Source organism: Occallatibacter gabretensis (assembly GCF_001449115.1).
Lineage (GTDB): Bacteria > Acidobacteriota > Terriglobia > Terriglobales > Acidobacteriaceae > Telmatobacter > Telmatobacter gabretensis.
In genome coordinates, this window is the sequence record NZ_LAIJ01000002.1 from 141,238 (window position 1) to 159,886 (window position 18,649).

14 protein-coding genes are annotated in these 18,649 nt (G+C 58.8%); 6 read left to right on the forward strand and 8 right to left on the reverse strand.

All coding sequences use genetic code 11. The features are described from left to right. Window positions 1-185: 185 nt before the first annotated feature. Window positions 186-530 (reverse strand): zinc-ribbon domain containing protein, encoded by a 345-nt coding sequence (locus VO84_RS21970; protein WP_082661625.1) that lies wholly within the window; start codon window positions 528-530, stop codon window positions 186-188. 71 nt (window positions 531-601) lie between these two features. On the opposite strand from VO84_RS21970, the gene VO84_RS02415 reads away from it, so the two are divergent. Next, window positions 602-1,726 carry a glycosyltransferase gene (locus VO84_RS02415; RefSeq protein ID WP_058185698.1) on the forward strand — a complete coding sequence of 375 codons (1,125 nt, stop codon included), beginning with the start codon at window positions 602-604 and terminating at the stop codon, window positions 1,724-1,726. 69 nt (window positions 1,727-1,795) lie between these two features. Here the strand turns inward: VO84_RS02415 and VO84_RS02420 are convergent, their stop codons facing one another. The 6 genes from VO84_RS02420 to mutS form a co-directional block, all read right to left on the reverse strand. Beyond that, window positions 1,796-4,864, reverse strand: a complete 3,069-nt coding sequence (locus VO84_RS02420; RefSeq protein WP_197413864.1) for a TonB-dependent receptor — start codon at window positions 4,862-4,864, stop codon at window positions 1,796-1,798. A gap of 116 nt (window positions 4,865-4,980) precedes the next feature. Then, window positions 4,981-6,153, reverse strand: a complete 1,173-nt coding sequence (locus VO84_RS02425; protein WP_058185700.1) for a DUF5666 domain-containing protein — start codon at window positions 6,151-6,153, stop codon at window positions 4,981-4,983. Between the two features lie 116 nt (window positions 6,154-6,269). Beyond that, entirely contained in the window at window positions 6,270-7,748 is a 1,479-nt protein-coding gene (locus VO84_RS02430) for an ABC transporter substrate-binding protein (RefSeq protein WP_231737741.1), read from the reverse strand. A 136-nt stretch (window positions 7,749-7,884) separates the two neighbouring features. After that, entirely contained in the window at window positions 7,885-9,054 is a 1,170-nt protein-coding gene (locus VO84_RS02435) for an anhydro-N-acetylmuramic acid kinase (RefSeq protein ID WP_058185702.1), read from the reverse strand. Continuing rightward, a complete protein-coding gene (gene nagZ / locus VO84_RS02440) occupies window positions 9,051-10,229 on the reverse strand; it encodes a beta-N-acetylhexosaminidase (protein ID WP_157439687.1) in 1,179 nt (392 codons plus the stop codon). The genes VO84_RS02435 and nagZ overlap by 4 nt, the downstream gene beginning before the upstream one ends. A gap of 15 nt (window positions 10,230-10,244) precedes the next feature. After that, on the reverse strand, window positions 10,245-12,869 hold the full coding sequence (gene mutS, locus VO84_RS02445; protein WP_058185921.1) for a DNA mismatch repair protein MutS: 2,625 nt from the start codon (window positions 12,867-12,869) through the stop codon (window positions 10,245-10,247). A 333-nt stretch (window positions 12,870-13,202) separates the two neighbouring features. Between mutS and VO84_RS02450 the strand changes: the two genes are divergently transcribed. The 4 genes from VO84_RS02450 (at window position 13,203) to VO84_RS02465 (ending at window position 17,337) form a co-directional block, all read left to right on the forward strand. Continuing rightward, window positions 13,203-14,030, forward strand: a complete 828-nt coding sequence (locus VO84_RS02450) for a cytochrome C assembly family protein (protein WP_058185704.1) — start codon at window positions 13,203-13,205, stop codon at window positions 14,028-14,030. Further along, a complete protein-coding gene (gene hemA / locus VO84_RS02455) occupies window positions 14,027-15,433 on the forward strand; it encodes a glutamyl-tRNA reductase (RefSeq protein ID WP_082661627.1) in 1,407 nt (468 codons plus the stop codon). The genes VO84_RS02450 and hemA overlap by 4 nt, the downstream gene beginning before the upstream one ends. Further along, on the forward strand, window positions 15,430-16,386 hold the full coding sequence (gene hemC / locus VO84_RS02460; RefSeq protein ID WP_058185705.1) for a hydroxymethylbilane synthase: 957 nt from the start codon (window positions 15,430-15,432) through the stop codon (window positions 16,384-16,386). The genes hemA and hemC overlap by 4 nt, the downstream gene beginning before the upstream one ends. Window positions 16,387-16,545: 159 nt before the next feature. After that, complete coding sequence (locus VO84_RS02465; protein ID WP_058185706.1) at window positions 16,546-17,337, forward strand: uroporphyrinogen-III synthase; 792 nt, start codon at window positions 16,546-16,548, stop codon at window positions 17,335-17,337. Window positions 17,338-17,678: 341 nt separating this feature from the next. Here the strand turns inward: VO84_RS02465 and nth are convergent, their stop codons facing one another. Then, complete coding sequence (gene nth, locus VO84_RS02470; protein WP_058185707.1) at window positions 17,679-18,398, reverse strand: endonuclease III; 720 nt, start codon at window positions 18,396-18,398, stop codon at window positions 17,679-17,681. 63 nt (window positions 18,399-18,461) lie between these two features. Here nth and VO84_RS02475 point away from each other — a divergent pair, with 63 nt between their 5' ends. After that, complete coding sequence (locus tag VO84_RS02475) at window positions 18,462-18,647, forward strand: type II toxin-antitoxin system HicA family toxin (protein WP_058185708.1); 186 nt, start codon at window positions 18,462-18,464, stop codon at window positions 18,645-18,647. Window positions 18,648-18,649: the final 2 nt, after the last annotated feature.

Genomic DNA, 18,649 nt, shown 5'->3' on the forward strand with positions numbered 1-18,649 from the left:
AGGTGAATCGTGGTTTAGGAAACCGGGCGAACCTACTCGCGCCAGTGTGCAGCCCGCTGTACTTCGAGCGGGCTGCTGCTGTGCGCAACAACGCTTCGCCATTCGCACAAAGAACAGCGGCTGCAAATCAGACGATCGGGAAGCGTGTCGTCATTCCAACTGCAGTCCATGCCGCAGCGGAAAATCTAGTAGCGTCCGCGTCCACCACCACCGCCGCCGCTTGAGCCTTTACGGGCCACATAGCAGTCGCGACAGAATACAGGCCGATCGCCACGCGGCTCAAAGGGAACAGTCGTAGGCTGCCCACATCCCGAGCAGATTACCGGAGTCCCAGACCCATGCGATGACGGCGCCTGAGAGCGATAGCCACCGCCACCACCACCCTGTTGCTCGCCCTTCTTCGCCATGCGGCATGATTTACAACGCTTTGGAGTGGAAAAACCTCGTTCTGAAAAAAACGCCTGATCGGCAGCGGTGAAGGAAAATTCCTGTCCGCAGTCGCTGCATGTGAGTTGAATATCGCCAGCCATGGGGCTCCTCGTGAGATGTACTGCCAACTTTACCACTGTTTTTGTAGTTTTTTTGTAAGATTTAAGTTTCGATGCGTGTCGCATATATTCTTACCTCTCTTAGCGTAGGTGGCGCCGAGCGGCAAGTCCTCTGGCTTGCAAGTCGTATGGCGCGCGCCGGACACACCGTCAGGCTGATAGTTTTGCTGCCGCGCGGTGCAGACGATCTACTCTCAAGATCAGCCGCGAACGCTGATTCGACCCCGTTCGACGTGGTCTATCTGGGCTTTCAAAAAAATCTGTGGAGCGCCCTGCGAGGCCTCGCACGCGGAGCTTCTGTCATTCGTCACTTCCGCCCCGATCTGATCCACTCGCACAATTTTCACGGCAATCTTGCCGGTCGGCTGTTGGGCCGGCTCTGTGGAGGAATTCCGGTAATTTCCACAATTCACAACGTTTATGAAGGCGGTCGGCTCCGCATGCTCGCTTACCGCATTTCGGACCCGCTCAGCAAGCAGACCATCGCAGTGAGTGAGGCCGCCCGCGACCGCTATGTGTATTTGCGGGCGATTCCCGTGCGCAAAGCCGGCGTCGTTGCCAATGGCATCGAGACAGAAAACTTTCTTCCCAGTCCAATACGGCGCAACGCGATACGCGCAGAGGTGGGCGTCGCCGAAGACGATTTTGTCTGGATCGCAGTCGGCAGGCTCGCTCCGGCCAAAGATTATCCGAACCTGCTGCATGCTTTTTCGGCTCTCCGCCTGGAGCAGCCTACCGCGAAGTTATGGATTATTGGCGCCGGCGAGCCCTCTTACACAGATGAACTGCAAGTGCTGGCGCGGGCGCTCGGCATCGAAGATCGTGTCCGCTGGCTTGGCGCACGCCAGGACGTAGCCGCACTCCTCGATGCCGCCGATGCCTTCGTACTCGCTTCCGCCTGGGAGGGAATGCCTCTGGCGCTCGGCGAAGCCATGGCAATGGCGAAGCCAGTCGTTGCCACAGATGTCGGTGGGGTACGCGAGATGGCTGGCCACACCAACTGGCTTGTCGAGGCAGGGAACTCTCGCGCTCTGGCGGAGGCAATGGTCCGAATGATGACCCTCAGCGTCGACGATCAACTCAAGATCGGCGAAACCGCACGTACTCGCATCCTGGAGAACTTCAGCATGGAAGCCAAAATGCGCGAGTGGGAAGAGATTTACCGATCCGCACTGTGATGAAGGCTGCACTAAAAGCAAACGGCCGAAGCAATCTGCTCCGGCCGTTCTGCAGATACTGCCAGCCAACTAGAACTGGAAGATCAATTGTCCGAAGATACGCCGCACTGCCGAACCCGTAGGACTGCTGAAGACACCTTTGGCAAGTGTCGTCGATTCGCCGAAGTCCCTCGATCCAAGAGTCCCGTTCGGGCCTCCGTAACTGACGTTGTTGAACAGATTCAGTGCCTGCACGCTGAAGGTAAGCGAATACCGGCGATTCGTGCTTCCTCCGCCACCAAACCCGCCGCGGCCGCCACCACCGCCACCTAATCCACCCGGGCCAAGTCCTCCACCGGGTGCGCCGCCGCGGCCACCGCCACCACCGCCGCCCGGAGGTCCACCACCGCCGGGCCCTCCGCCCTGGTTGCCAGCAGGGCCGCCCGTCGCGGGCCCAAAGCCCCAGCTGCGGCTGATGCGAAGATTGAAAGCCACGGCTGCCGGTCCCTTGGCGATGTTTGCCGGAATCAGTGCTTCGCCGGTCACAGGCTGCGAGTCCAGGCAGCCATACTGGGTTGAGTAATAACGTGTTTCACTGGGATCGCCCGCGCACTGTGCAGCCGAAGCCGTTCCCGGACGCTGGTTGTTGAACCCATTCAGAAAGTCATTCTGCAGGACAATGTTGTAAGGCTTGCCCGACTGCGCAATCATGAATGGACTGAAGCGCAGCTGAAAGGGGCCGGTGTAGTTGCCCATGGCAAAGACCTGGTGCCGCGAGACAAACGTCGCCGGGCCATAATCCTGGCTGATGTCGTAAGCATTTGAGGCATTGGATCCGGCGCCGCCATCGCTATGTGCGAACCCAAGAGTGTAGAACCCGACCAAACTCAGCTTCGGGCTGATGCGCGCATTCACGCTCGAAATCAGCTGATCCTGCTTGAAGACGGCCTCCGGCGTGTACTGGTAGAAATATCCGCCCGCAGGGTTGACTGGATACTCGCCATCGGAATTCAGCTGGTTCGCATTGGTGGTCACCATCTGGTGCCCGCCAAAAGAGTGCAGATACGTCACCGTTGCAGTTGTGGTCTTCGTAATCTGCCGCTCCAGGCTTCCGCCGGCTTGGCTGGTATAAGGCGAGTGGTAGTTCGCATCCACGCGATACCGCAATGGAATGCTGTTCCCTGTAGTAGCTCCCGCAGTGCTCGTCAGAGTGCTCAGATCCAGGCTATTCACCGTGACGCCTGTGGCTGCGCACGAATTTGTATTCGAAGGTGTCGTCTCATTGCATACAGGCCGGTTCAGCACGAACGAATCCTGCGTATTGGCGTGCTGAATTGACAGCAGGTTACTCATAGTAAAGCGATCGTAAAAGAAGCCCCATCCGGCACGTACCACGGTCTTGGCCTGCTTGCCGTTGCCGCCATCCAGCGCATAAGCAAGGGCCATGCGAGGAGCCCAATCGTTATGGTCACCCACATGATTCTGAGCCTCCCAGCGAACGCCGCCGGAAAGTGTTAGCCGGGTATTTACCTTCCAGTCGTCCTGAAAGAAGAGCGCCGCATCGAACATATTCGCCAACGCATGTTCGTTGCCGGTGGTGTAATTTACAGTGGTCGGGGCCCATCCTTCGGCTTGCAACTGCTGATAGCTTTGACCGTTTGCCAGACCATTGGCAAAATTTGCGTAAACATCCCCAGCAGTGTATGGGAGCTTTGTTGACGGGTCACTCTGTGAGCTGGCGCTGAAGCCCAATTCACCATTAAAGTTCGAATCGGTAAAGTTCGCGTCGCGCCCATCGCGCAGCCGTGTGCCAAACTTTATAGCGTGATTCTTCACGCTCCATGTCGTCAGGTTCTGGAATTCGAGCTTCGTCGTATGGTCTGAACCCGACTGCGCCGGATAGCCTCCCGCTGTGAATTCGCCTGCTCCGGATACGGTACGGTCCGTCGATGCCGGGGTAGTGTACTCATTCGTTCGCTGATATTGGAAGCGGCTCTCGTTCACAATGTGATCGTTGATCACATACGCATCGCTGATCTGCACCGTGTGGTCAGTAGTGGACAAATTGTAAGCTGCGCTCGGCAATGACGCAGAATTGAGATTGTTCTGCTGCGAATCGTCGTAAAAGCTGTAGCGCCCCGTGAAGGTGTTCTTCTGTCCTACCTGCCAGTCGATGCGCCCTGAAACATTGGTGCGGTTGTGTTGTGTTGGCAGCGCAACGGAGTAATTCGGAAGTACCTGGTAGATCCCATTCGCATCAGGAAGAACAGCCTCCGACAGCAGAAACGAGTTCACATCCCCAATGTTGCGCCGCTCCGCGCTGGCAAAGAATGAGGTGTTCTTATTGATCGCGCCGCTCACCGTTCCGTTGTACTGATAACTGTAATAAGAAGGCAGAGTTTTATTAAACGGATTGTTTGTGTTGAACGCGCTGTCGTTACCCTGAATAAAAGCCTGTCCGTGCAGCTTGTCCGTGCCGGGCTTGGTCAAAATCTCAATGCGCCCATAGCCCAGGCGGTCATATTCTGCGGAGAACGGATTCTGATTGATGCGAATCTCGCGAATAGCGGACTTGGGCGGAAGCTGACCGCCGGAAAAGCCGTCAATGTAGATCTGTCCGCCGTTGGGACCAGCCGAAGGACCGGCCAGAGCCTGCAGTTCGTTCGAAAGCTCATCAGGATCATCCGATAGGGCTTCAAGATCCTTGCCCTTGAGCACAATTGCGTTCGAGTTGCCGCTGGCCTCCACGTTCACCGTAGGCGCGTCATCGGTAACAACCACATTCTGCTGCTCCACCTGGATTGCCATGGCGACGTCAACGCGCTTGGCCTGTCCTGCGGCAATAGCGATCGGCTGTGACTGGAACGGTGCAAAGCCCGGATAGCTCGCCATCACAACGTAGCTGCCCGGCTTCAGGCCGCGAATCTCATAATTACCTGCGGAATCCGCCGTCGTCGAGGCAACCGCCTTACCGTCCGGTCCGTTGATGGTGACCTTGGCCCCGGGAATCAATGCACCGTCAGGATCGGCAATACGCCCGCGAATGGTCACAGTCGATGCACCAGGCGCACCCTGCGCAGTGGCCGATACAGAAGCTGCCGGCGGAGGCGACGCAGCCTGCGCGGAAAGCATTGTCGACGCACCTGCGCCAAGGGCCACCAAAAGATAAAAAGATCGATGAAATGCTGAATGCAAAGTAATCCTCTTCGTGATCTGAGATTCGTTCAGTCGATGAGTTCAGTATTAAATTTTGATTTAGCGCAGTCGTCTGAAGCTTATTGCGTTCCAGCGGCTGCTTCTCCTCCGCCGCCGCCCATGCTCCAGTTAGAGAGCAGGTCACGTGCAGCGGGCGCTTCCAGCAGCGGCTCCACACCGGCAAGAAGCATAATGGCATTTACATCTCCGGAACTGCCTGCTGCATCCGTCGCCACCACCATGACGGCCTGGCCCTTTTGCAGATCCTTAATTTGAATCACAGGCGTGCGGTTCAGAAATTGTTGTGGATCACCACCGGCTGCACCGGCTCCGCGTCCACCGCCAGAGCCGGCACCTGCGCCGGACCCTGCAGAACGCTGTCCTCCTGCCGCACCAGCACTTGCAGGGGTCGTGCCCTTCAACCGCGCAGCAATGAACTGAGCCATCTGGTCCGGAATACGGTGCATCTGTGCATCCGGTCCAATATGAATCGTCACTTGTTTCTTGGTGGTCAGATCCTTCAGCGTCACCGTAGAAGCGGCGGCATCAACAGCCAGAATCGTTCCGGAAACATTTCTGAAACTGCCGGAAACAACTTCCTCAGCAGCAATCTCCGTTCCATCGGCATTCTTTTCGCCGCGAGCGCGAAGCTGATCGCCCTCATGAATCGCGTCAATCGGTGCAGGCTGCGCCTGGTCAAAGCGCACCGTACCCGCCGCATAGCGCTTAAGAACCGTGGCCTTCGTCGTCTTCACGACTAAGGTCTTCGCGGTCGGCCCCGCACCGGTCGATACTGTAATGGCGCCGTTCGCCGCATCCACGCTCTTCACGAGCCCTGCAATCCCGCGCTTTTGCCAGTCAGCAAGATCCTTCTCCTGCTTTTGCGCCATATCCGCAGCCTTGATCGCAACAATTTGCTTCGGCTGCAGCGGGTCCGCCGTTGCAGCTGCATCCAGTCCGCGCACCAGGATGCGGTCGCCCACAGCTAAGTCGGAGAGTGTAATTGCAGCCGCACCGCTCAGGCTCGTCTGGCCCGGCTCGATGCGTTTCAGATCGGTATCCGCCGCAACCGTTACCTGGTGCGATTCGCCCGTGTCGGTCTTGACCGTAAGCGTATTGCCATTAATCGCCGTAATGGCGCCACGCAGTGACCGCGAGGCCGTCTGCGCCAGCGCGCCAAAAGAGAAAGCAAAAGAGAGAACCAGTGCAGCCAAAGCTGCCATGCGAATCCGAATTTGAGTCGTACGTTTCATTCGTCCCCGCTTGCAGGTTTCTCAACCTGCAACTAAAGAATTCATTGCTCATTACTGTAGACGATCAAGGGGGCTAAAAAGACGACAAAAGACGCCGAAATGCCCGAAAATGAACGCTATTGCGTTAACTCGGCTGATTCCAGAAAGGTAAAGCTGCCGGAAGGCGTCGGCTGTACATTTGTGAGGCGCAGGTTGTGCACCACCACCGTATCCCGATACCACAGATTGATCGCAGGCAGATCGCTCGCCAGCATCTGCTGCGCCTGCGCATAATCTGCGCGCCGCCGCTCCTGGTCCGGGCTCTGCCAGGCATCCTCCAGCAGCGCGTCCACTTGGGCATTCGAGTAATGTCCGCGGTTCGCGCCCTTCGGCGGAAAGCGCGAGCTTGAAAATGCGTAGGTAAAAATATCCGGCTGTTCGTTTCCGCCAATCCATCGCAATGAATACATCTGAAAAGCGCCCTTCACCACGTCGGAATAAAACGTCGCAAATTCGTAGCTGCGAAGCTCAAGCGCAATTCCCACCCGTGCCAACTGTTGTTGAAAGACAGCCGAGAGCAGCCGCACATCTTCCACCGTGCTGGTCTTCATCGTCAGGTGCAGACGCACGCCATCTCTACCACGCTTGTAGCCCGCGTCATCCAGCAACTGTTCAGCCCGCGCCGGATCATAGTTGAACGAAGGCCCATCATTGTTCCACGCCCAGTGCGTCGTTGGCAGCAAGCTCTTCGCCGGTCGCGCACGCCCGCTCATCAGCGTGCGAATCAGCAGATCGCGATCAATCGCGCATGAGATCGCCTGTCGCACACGCGCATCCTTCAACAACGGATCACGTAGATTGAAATTTAGATATTGCACCTGCGTTCCCGGTGCATCCGATACTTCCAGGTCCGGGCGGCTGGCCAGCACCGGCAGCGCATCCATCGGCACCGCGTTGCTCTCCACATCCGCAGAACCCTTCTCAAGCTCCAGAGACATCGTGATTGAATCCGGAACCACCGTAAATCGCACGCGCTCAATCTTCGGCGAACCAGACCAGCTCTGCGCATTACGCTCTACAACTACATCCTGGTCAATCTGCTGGCTCACAAACCGAAAGGGTCCCGTGCCCACCGGATGCCGCCAGAAATCCCTCCCGCTGCCCTCCGGTACAATCCCCATCGCCCCCGTCGAAAGATTCGTCAAAAGAAAATTGTCCGGCTTCTTGAGATGAAAGATGACTGTATGCGCATTCGGCGTCTCCATCGTGTCCACAGATGCATAAGACGCCGTCCGCGCGCTGATCACCGTTCCATCCCGCATCGAGTTCAGCGTCCACACCACATCGCGGCTCGTCAGTGCGTGTCCATCATGGAAATGCACCCCATCGCGCAGGTGAAAGATCAACGTAAGCGGATCGGGCTGCTCCCAGCTTTCCGCCAGAGCCGGCAGAAAGTGAAAGCTGGAATCGCGCTTGACCAGTCCATCAAAAATCAGCTCATCGATGTGTTCCGACTGCGCATCCGTACCCACGCGCGGATCAAGGCTCGTCGGACTGCTCTCAATCAGAAACACCACCGTGCGCGGATCACGCTGCGCGGATTTACATCCCGCCAAAGCAAAGGCAATTATGCAGACAAACAACAATGGGTGCCCCACCCTCGGCGCGCCTTTGTTTTTGCGCCTGGGGTGGGATGCCCGTGTGCCCCACATCCCTCCAGTTGGGATGTGGGATAACTGGATGCCGACGCGCCTAAACATACGTCACTTGTCCCAGCACAACAGCTCGCTCCGCGCCAGTCGCCGCCGGAACATTCCCCGGAAGCCTGTGCCATGTCTGCCAAGCCAGCAGCGCAAACGCCGCAGCCTCTTTCGCTTCAGCAGGCAAACCGAATCCGTCAATCGCAGCGAGCCTGCATCCGAGCGGCGCAAGTCGTTCGCCAAGCATCGTCATCAGCGTGCGGTTGCGCGCACCACCACCGGAAACGATGTAGTCGACCGGCTTGCCGTGCATGACAGGCGCAACAAAGCGCCCATAGCTTCCCGCAATCGATTCCGCAGTCAGCGCCGTCGCGGTTGCAATCGCATCTTCAGGAGCTTTGCTCTGCTTCTTGCAAGCTTTCAGAAAGCTTTCCGCATATTCACGGCCAAACTCCTCGCGCCCTGCCGTGCGCGGCGGCGCAGTCCGGTAGTAGCGATGCCTCAACTCCACACTCAGCACAGCCGGAATCACCTTGCCGCGCGCAGCAATCGATCCATTGCGGTCGTATGGCTTATCGAAAAGCCTCTGCATCAGCGCGTCCATCACCATGTTGCCCGGCCCGGTGTCGAAAGCAATCACCGCATCCGCTCCCGACCCCGCAGGAATCGCTGTCAGATTCGCAATGCCGCCGATATTCTGCAGCACGCGTCCGCGCCTCGCATCCGCAAAGAGCACATAGTCCAGCAGAGAAACCAGCGGCGCACCCTGTCCGCCGGCAACCATATCCGCAGGTCGAAAATTTGAAACCACTGGCACATGCAGCGCCTGCGCAATCGCAGCATGCTCACCAAGCTGCCAGGTGCAGGCAAAGTTTCGTCCCGCATAACGTTTTGTACGCGCTTGGTGATAAAGCGTCTGCCCGTGGCATCCAATCAGATCAACCTTCACCCCATGCTTCGCAACAGTCTTGCGAACCGCATCCGCATATTCAAGCCCCAGCCGCCAGTTCAGCCGCGCTAGCTCTGCTGTAGAAATCGATGCCGCATTCATCGCCGCAAGAATCGCGCTACGCAGCGCAGCAGGGTAGGGAAATCCCTCATGAGCCAACAGCGTCAGCTTTGCGCGCTGTCTGCCCGGCGCAATCTTGACCACTGCCACATCGATTCCATCCGCCGATGTGCCGCTCATAACGCCAGCCACAATCATTGCCTTTGTGCTCATGCCGTCTCCACCACGGGCTTCAACTTACTGCCCGCCGAATCCGGCGCAGTATCTCCCGCCAGCGCAAGAACCTTTTCGTGAAACGCACGAACCTTCGCCCGCAGCGCTTCATACTGTTTCGCAGTCAGTGCCTTCGCAGCCTGCGCAGGCACAATCCGCGCCCGCTTCTTCGCTGCCTCCTGCGCGCGCTTCAACAGCAGAGCTCTGAACGCACTAGACCGCTCTGCCTCCGCAATCAGCGCCTCATAAGCGCGCAGAATCAACTCCGCACTGTGGCAGATTTCAATCATGTCCATCCCCGCACGAATTGCAGCAACGGCAGCCTCTTCCATCGGCAGAAACTTCAGGATGCCGCCCATCTCCATATCATCGGAAAAAATCAGCCCGCGATAACCGACCTGCTTGCGAAGCACCTCATGGATCCAAAAGGACGAAGCTGTAGCCGGCAAATCTTTCCCCTTGGTACGCGGATAAGCCGCATGATTCACCATCACCATCGGCAGCTCATCTCGCAGCGCTCGATAAGGCGCAATATCCTGCTCCCACAATTCACCCCACGTACGCTCAACCTCCGGCGTATCAAAGTGCGAATCCTTCGTCCCTCCGCCGAGTCCCGGAAAATGCTTTCCGCATCCCGCAACGCCCTGTTCCGCAAGCCCCGCAAGAAATGGCCGAGCAAAAGCCACAACCTCATCCGCATTGCTGCCAGTGGACCGCGTGCCCATCACCTGCATCGAGTCTTGAAGCGCAAGGTCAAGCACCGGCGCCAGCGTCGCATTGAACCCAAACGCCCTCACGGATTGCGCAATCAAAGTTCCATGCTGATGAGCCATAGACCTGGGTGCCCCATTCGCTCGCGCTTTTTGCGAGCGGGTGGGAATCGCATCCGCTCTCGCTACAAGCTGCGCCGCAGGCATTGGCGCAAGCGCATCGCGCAGCCGGTCCACCGTCCCGCCTTCAAGATCGACGCATCTCAACGCCCGCGGCGAAGAGAAAGATGTAATCTCATCGAGCAGCAATCGTGTCTGAGCAGCATCCACAATATTTCGCCGAAAGAGAATCGTCCCTCCCGGCCGAACCAGCTTCAGCCATGCACGTTCCAGGCCGGAAAGCTCAGTTCCGCTCAGCCCGACAACCATCAAACTTCCCGCAGCCTGACGAACGTTCAATGCCAATTTCGCCCCTCGTACTTAATTCTTCAACTCGTTCTTCAATTCTTCCAAAAGATTCAGCGCCTGCAGCGGCGTCAGCGAATTCACATCCACCTCCGCAATCCGGTCCACAATCCGCTGCGAAAGCGGCGTAAAAATCGTCAACTGCATCGGCTCCGGCTCGGTTTCTACCTGCACACTCTGCCGTTCCTGTTTCTCATGTTGCTTCAACACATGCCGCGCACGCTCAATCACCGCAGGCGGCAACCCCGCCAGCTTCGCCACTTCAATGCCGTAGCTCTTGCTCGCCGCACCCGGCTCAATCGTATGCAGAAAGACAATACCGCTCGCCGCTTCCTTCACGCCAACACGCAGATTGCGCACGCGCGGCAACTTCTCAGCCAGCATCGTCAGTTCGTGATAGTGCGTCGCAAAAAGTGTGCGCGCTCCAGTCTCCGCATGTAGATACTCCACCGTAGCCCACGCCAGACTTAGCCCGTCAAAGGTCGCCGTCCCGCGCCCCATCTCATCCAGCAGAATCAGCGATCGTTGCGTCGCTGTATTCAGAATCGTAGCCGTCTCTGTCATCTCCACCATAAAAGTGGAGCGCCCGCGCGCCACATTATCGCTCGCGCCAATCCTCGTATAAATACGATCCGCCAGCCCCAGCCGCAAACTCGTCGCCGGCACAAACGATCCCATCTGCGCCATCAGCACCAGCATCGCCGTCATGCGCAGATATGTGCTCTTGCCGCCCATATTCGGCCCAGTAATCAGCAGCAGGCTCGGCCCCGGCGATTCCGGACCTTGGCCAGCATTCAAAAAAATATCATTGGGAATGAACCGTCCCTCGCGCGTTTCCTCCATCCAATGCTCGATCACCGGATGCCGCGCCCCGACAGCCTCGAGCACCGTCTCCTCACTCAGTTGCGGCCGCACATACCTCCGCGCCGCAGCCAGGTGCGCAAAGTTAGCCAGCAGATCCGCCTCCGCCACAGCCGCGGAACTCCGCCGAATTCGCCCAGCCGCCTCCAGCACAAACCGCCTCAGCTCAGCAAAGATGCGCTTCTCAATCTCAATCGAGCGATCATGCGCCGTAAGAATCTTCAACTCGTACGCCTTCAACTCCGGCGTAGTAAACCGTTCCGCATTCACCAGCGTCTGCTTGCGCTCATAATCCACCGGCACATGCGAGAGATTCGACTTCGTAATCTCGATGTAATAACCAAACACCGAGTTATATCGAACCTTCAGCGATCCAATCCCCGTCCGCTGCCGCTCACGCTCCTCAATCGCCGCAATCGACTGCCGCCCGCTCGTCGAAATCGTCCGCAGCTCATCGAGCTCCGCATCCACACCCACGGCAATCGCACCACCATCCGCCAACGTCAGCGGCGGCTCATCCACCAGCGTTGTCGCAACCCGCGCCGTCACATCCTCAAGCGTATCCAGCCGCGCAGCAATCGCCTTCCACAGCGGCGCGTCCATCGCGCCAATCGCCGCCTTCAGCCCCGGCAACTTCGCTAAACTCGCCGCCAGCCCCCGTACATCCCGTGGCCCAGCCGAATCCAAAGACAGCCGCGCCAGCAGCCGCTCCAGGTCCAGAATCCCCGCAAACGCACGCCGTAGTTCCTCCCGCCGCATCAAATCACCCGCGGCCTCACCCACCGCCTCATACCGCGCGTCAATTTCCCGCGCCTCGATCAGCGGCCGCAGAATGGTCGCCCTTAGCAGCCGCTTGCCCATCGGTGTCAGGCACTCATCCAGCGTATGAAACAGCGTTACGTGCGAGTTCTGTCCCTGAAACAGCGGCTCTATCAATTCGAGATTCCGCACAGAAACCTGGTCCAGCTCCAGCGCCGTGGAGTGTTCCTGGAACCGCAGCGAATCAATATGCAGCGCCTCATTCTTCTGCGTCGTCCGTACATAATGCAGCACCACGCCCGCCGCAATCGCCGCCGCCTCGTGCCCAACAAGCCCAAAGCCCTCAAGCGACTTCACATGCAGCTGCCGCTCCACCAGCGGCACGGCAAAATCATGTGTAAAGACCCAGTCCTCCACGCGCGTCTTCGCCGCCACACGCTCCAACCCCGCCGGAGTCTCCGCACTCACCCCCAGCAGCACCTCATTCGCCCCAGCCATCAGAATCGCGTCCGCAGCCTGCGCCCTCGCATTCGCACCCGCAAACTCTGCCGTGCGAAACTCCCCCGTCGAAACATCCAGCAGCGCAACCGCACAAACAGGGTGCCCCACCCTCGCGACGCTTTTGTTTTTGTCGTTAGGGTGGGAAACACCAGCCTCAAAATAAGCCGCCAGAAAATTGTTCTGCTCCGCAGCCAGCGAAGCATCCAGAGCCGTTCCCGGCGAAAGCACCCGCGTCACCTCGCGCCGCACAATCTTCTTTGTCAGCTTCGGGTCTTCCATCTGGTCGCAGATCGCAATCCGGAATCCCCGCCTCAGCAGCCGCGTCAGGTAGCCCTCAACCGAGTGATACGGAACCCCGCACATCGGCACCAGCCGTTCGCGATCCCGCGCCGTCAGCGTCAGCTGCAGCTCGCGGCTTGCCGTCACCGCATCGTCGTAAAAAAGCTCGTAAAAATCCCCCATGCGGAAGAACAGCAGCGCATCCGGATTCTCCGTCTTCGCCGCCGTCCATTGCCGCATAAAAGGCGTCAGCTCTGCAGCCTTACCCGCCGCGCCAGCACCTGCCTCACCCACAACAGCCTCAGCGTCCGCCCCCACACCAGGGCTAGTTAACGCAAACGCCTCCACCACGGATTGACCTTCATCCTTGATCACAATTGATTACAAGCTTACCGTGCGCCCCACACCTTAGACTCCAAAGCGAACCAGCCTTTGCACTGTGACGCCAGACACCGTCCCGCCCCACCCAAATCAACCATATTGAGGATGTTGCATTCCACCCTCCCCACGTATTCAGGGAACGGAACACGAACGCAAACTATACTGGTACTTGCGTCCCAAGAGGTCGGCGGAATGTATTTGCTTTGGCTCAGAGTAGCGGCGGTGTTGTATGCAGCGGCAGGCGTCGCTGTCTTTCCCGCCGTGCTCTTTGCCCGTGAGCGCTGGCGCAAAGCCACCTTCTACCTCGGCGGCTTGGCTTTCTTCTTCCATTTCGTCTCCGTCGTGGAAATGCTCGCCGCCGCCCATAGCTGGCTCCCGGTAGGCGTCCGCGATACGGAATCCCTCCTTGCCCTCCTCGTCGCCGCCGCCTTCTTCCTCGTCTGGTGGCTTTACAGAGCGGTTTCGCTCGGCATCTTCGCCCTGCCCGTCACCTTTTTCATCATCTTCATCCCAGCGCTCGGCGTAGATCGATACATCTTTCCCTCCGCTGGCGTCCGCATCAGCTGGCTCGTCGCGCACATCGTAGCCCTCCTCGCCGCATACACAGCCCTCGGCTTCAGTCTTCTCGCATCCTTGTTGTATCTCGTGCAGGAAAAACGAATCAAAGCCAAGCCCTCCAGTACCAGTCCCCGCGCCCTTGACTGGCTTCCGCCCCTCGACAACCTCGAGCGCATGGCGCACGCCACGCTGCTCTTCGGCTTTCCCTGCATGACCGTCGGCCTCATCATCGGCGCAGTCCTCGCGCAGGACTCCGTCCTCGGCGCAGCCTACTTCCGCGATCCCAAGGTCATCGCCTCCTTCATCATGTGGGCCGTCTACGTGCTGCTGCTTTTTGTCCGCAACTCTGCCGGCCTTCGCGGCCGCCGCGCCGCATATCTCTCCGGAGCCGTCCTTCTGGTCATGCTCGCCGTCTGGGCAGCCAACGTGTTCAGCTCGGTCCACAGGTACGGTGCCCCATGACGCCTAACCTGTCACCCGAACAGAGCCACAAAACCGTCCTTGGCGTCTTCGGCGTCAATCACAAAACCGCGCCCATTGAGCTGCGTGAGCGCATCGCCATCTCCCGCGACGATCTCGCCTCCGTCACTCGCGCCCTCGCCTCCGTCCCCGGCGTCGCCGAGTGCATGATCGTCTCCACCTGCAACCGCGTCGAACTGATTACTGCCCTCATCCCTGCCGCAGACCATCAGGACAACAACATCAGCCCCGATCTCACCGCCTTCCTGCGCGACCAGTTCAACCTCGGCCCCAACTCCCTCGAAGGCCACGTCTACCAGCACAGCGGCAAGCAGGCCGTACGCCATCTCTTCCGCGTCGCCTCCAGCCTCGACTCCATGGTCATCGGCGAGCCGCAAATCCTCGGCCAGGTCAAAGAAGCCTTCTCCGTCGCCCGCGAATCCGGCACCATCGGCGGCCAGCTTGATCATCTCCTTCAATCCACCTTCGCCGCTGCCAAAAAAGTCCGCACAGAAACCGAGATCGGCTCCAGCTCGGTCTCCATCGCCTCAGTCGCCGTCGAGCTGGCCCGCCGCATCTTCGGATCCCTCAACGGCCGCACCGTCTTCCTCGTCGGCGCAGGCAAAATGTCAGAGCTAGCCGCACGTCATCTGGTCCAACAGGGCGCAGGCACCGTCCTCGTCACCAATCGCACTGCAGAGCGCGCGCACAAAATGGCCGAGCCCTTCAACGCCCGCGTCATCCCGTTCGATCAGCTCCATGAAGCCGCCGCTGAGGCAGACATCGTCATCACCTCCACAGGTTCTCCCCATGCCATATTCCGAAAGGAACACGGTACGAAGTACCTGCAGAAACGCCGCAACCGCCCCATGTTCTTCATCGATATCGCCGTTCCCCGCGATGTCGACCCGGCAGTCAACAAGCTCGAAGGCCTCTTCGTCTACGACATCGACGACCTCCAGCAGGTAGCCGCTTCGCACCTCGACGAGCGCAGCCGGGAGGCAGCCGACGCCGAGGCCCTCATCGCCCGCGAGGTCGAGCGCTTCCATGAACGCCAGCGTGCCGTCTCCGCCGCGCCTGCCATCGTTGCTCTCCAGAAGCAGGCGGAAGAGCTCCGTCAGTCTGAAATCAAGCGCGCACTCTCCCGCCTCGGCCCGCTCACCCCCGATCAGCTCGAAGCCGTCGAAGCCCTCACTCGCGGCCTCGTCAACAAGTTCCTTCACCCACCCATGCAGGCCCTCAAGCAGGCCGCCCGCGACAACGACGCAACCCGCCTCGACGCAATTTGCGAAACCTATTCGCTGCCTGTGATCACGGAAAACGGCCCTGACATCATCTCCGCCTCGCCTGAGCCCACCGAGCAGGCATTCGATACGCAATCAGCTACAGCGGAGTCCCGCAAATGAACCTTCGCATCGGCAGCCGCGGCTCCCAGCTCGCCCTCTGGCAGGCCAACCACATCGCCGGCCTTCTCCGCGCCCAGGGCCACTCCGTCGAAATCGAAATTATCAAGACCACCGGCGACCGCCTCCAGTCCATCACCTTCGCGCAGGTAGCCCAGCAGTCCGGCACCACCAAGGGTCTCTTCACAAAAGAGATTGAAGATGCCCTCGCCGAAAACAAGGTCGATCTCGCCGTCCACTCTCTCAAAGACCTGCCCACGGACCTGCCCGAAGGCTTCGAGCTAGCCGCCACACCAAAGCGTGTCGACCCACGTGACGTTCTAGTCTCCGTTCACTACGAGAGCCTCGCCGCACTTCCGCAGGGAGCAAGAATCGGCACCAGCAGCCAGCGCCGCCGCGCCCAGCTCAAAGCCCTACGCCCCGACCTCGAAGCAGTAGAATTTCGCGGCAACGTCGATACCCGCCTTCGCAAACTGGCAGAAGGCCAGGTCGACGCCATCCTGCTCGCCGCCGCCGGCCTTGACCGCCTCGAACGCACTGAGTGGATCCGCCAGCGCCTCGAGCCCGATCAGTTCTGCCCAGCCGCCGGCCAGGGCGCACTCGGCATTGAAACTCGCCTCGGCGATACCGTCACCATCGCCGCCCTCAGCTTCCTCAACGATCCCGACACGCATTACGCCGTCACCGCCGAACGCGCCTGCCTCTCCGACCTCGGCGGCGGCTGCCAGGTCCCCATCGGCGTCCACTGCCGCTTCCCAGATGCAGCACACCCAGTCTCTGCGCAAGTAGAAATTTTCGCCGTCGTAGCCGACCCCGCCACCGGCGCCTCCATCCGCATTCATGAGCGCAATCTGCGGCAGGGAACCGAGCCGCACACCCTCGGCCTCCTCGCCGCCGAACGCCTGATGCAATCCGGCGCTGCCAAACTTCTTATTCCCTATGGCGTGTCATCCTGAACGAAGCCGTTCTTCAGGCGGAGTGAAGGATCTGCGGTTGTTCTTGTCGTTGCTTTTTATCCGTTCTACCGCAAATTGAGGGTGCCCCAGGTCTCGATTTTGAGACCTGGGATATCACAAATCCAACCATTCACCCGTCCCCATCCTTCCAAACCACCAATGCCTGACTCCGCCTCAATCCCGCTCCCCCTCACCAACCGCCGCATCCTCGTAACCCGAGCCGCGCACCAGGTCAGCAAGCTCTCAGAAGGCCTCCGCTCCCTTGGAGCCGAACCCGTTGAAGTCCCCATCCTCGAAATCCGTCCTCCCGGAAGTTTTGCCGCCCTCGACTCAGCGCTCCACGACGTCGCCTCCTATGACTGGCTCATCTTCACCAGCACCAATACCGTGCAAGCTGTTCTCAATCGCGCGAAACTACTGAATCTGGACTTCAGCATCTCTGCCCGCGCCAAAGTAGCCGCCATCGGCTCTTCCACTGCCGCCGCGCTTCAGAACGCAGGCCTTCAGGTCGATTTCATTCCCACCAGCTATGTAGCTGAAAGTCTCGTTGAAGGTCTGGCCAGCTACTGGCCCGGCCAGCGCATCCTTCTCGCCCGCGCATCGCAGGCCCGCGACGTCATCCCAGAGGCGTTGCGTACTGCGGGAGCCACAGTCGATGTAGTCGACGCCTATCGCAACGTCCTTCCAGCCGATGCTCCCGAAAAACTGCGCGCAGCTTTAGGGAAGAAACTCGACGCCGTGACATTCACCAGTTCCTCCAGCGTGACGCATCTCGCACAAGCTGCCGCCAAAGCAGGAATTCAGTTTCCACTGGCAGACATTCCCGCCATCTCCATCGGCCCCGTCACCAGCCAGACCTTGCGGGAGCACAACTGGCTCCCCGCCATCCAGGCCAATCCCTCCGACGTCCCCGGCCTCATCGCTGCAGTCGCGGATTTCTTCTTTCGCTGACCGTTACCAAAGTCCACTGTCCTTTCGTACCGTCTTCTCACTCCAGAAACTTTGCGTGCAATTAACCCCATTTGTGCTTTACTCATAATCAGCAGCAGAAAGAACGCCCGAATCCATAGCGGATTCGGGCTTTCATGTTTTAAGAGAGGAAGGCCCCCCTCCCCCATCCTTTTCGAGGGCAGGTAACCATATATGTTATGCAAAGAGTAAACACCCAGCGTTGCACAGTCAGGGAATGAGGATCACATAAAGATTTCCGTAGAAACTGAGCGAAGAACTGCAACCTGCACAAAATAAATTAGGTTCGGAATCAAGCTTGCACAGGATAACTCAGGCAAATTTCACGAATGCCAGGTCTTATCCTTCGAGTGGCAGAGCTGCTCCAGGTTGCACTCATGGCATTTCGGCTTGCGGGCAATGCAGACCTTGCGCCCGTGATGAATGATCTGGTGCGAATAGCTGATCCAGCGTTTCTGCGGAATCACATGCATCAGCTCCTGCTCGACTTTCTGAGCCGTGTCACCTTTGGCCAGACCAAGCCGCCGCGAGATACGAAAGACATGCGTATCCACCACCACGCCCTCAGCCTTCCCGAAGCTGACCCCAAGAACCACATTCGCCGTCTTCCGCGCCGCTCCGGGAACGGTGATCAGCTCGGCAAGCGTCTGCGGAACCTTGCCGCCAAAGTTTTCTGTAATGGTCTTTCCCGCACCCTGAAGAGACTTGGCCTTGTTCCGATAGAACCCCGTCGTCCTAATCAGCGCTTCAAGCTCCGGCAGTGTCGCCTTCGCCATTGCCGCCGGAGTAGGGAAGCGTTTGAAGAGCGCGGGCGTAACCATATTCACCCGCACATCCGTACACTGCGCCGAAAGAATCGTAGCCACCAGCAGCTCCCATGGCGACTTGTGATCGAGTGCGCAGATAGCTTCGGGATAGGCTTCATCCAGCCCACGCAAAATCGCGGCAACGCGTTCTGGAGCAAGATCGCCGCGGTGGGCGGTTTTCTTTGGGGTAGTTTTTTTCGCTACGGACTTTTTGGGGGCAGTTCTGGTCGCGGCCATAAATTTCATAGTAGCGGAGTTTGCGGGATTGTCGCAGTAAACAAAAGTGTGTACTCTTGAAACGTGAAGAGCTCCGAGTTCAAACGGTGGCTGGCAAAACAGGGTGTGATCTTCGGGGATCAGAAGGGTTCCCATCTCAAGCTCTATTTCAACGGGAAACAATCCGTGGTGCCGATGCACGACAAGGAGCTTGGCAAGGGATTGGTGGAAGCCATCAAGAAGCAGCTTGGGCTCAAGGAGAAGGAGTAACA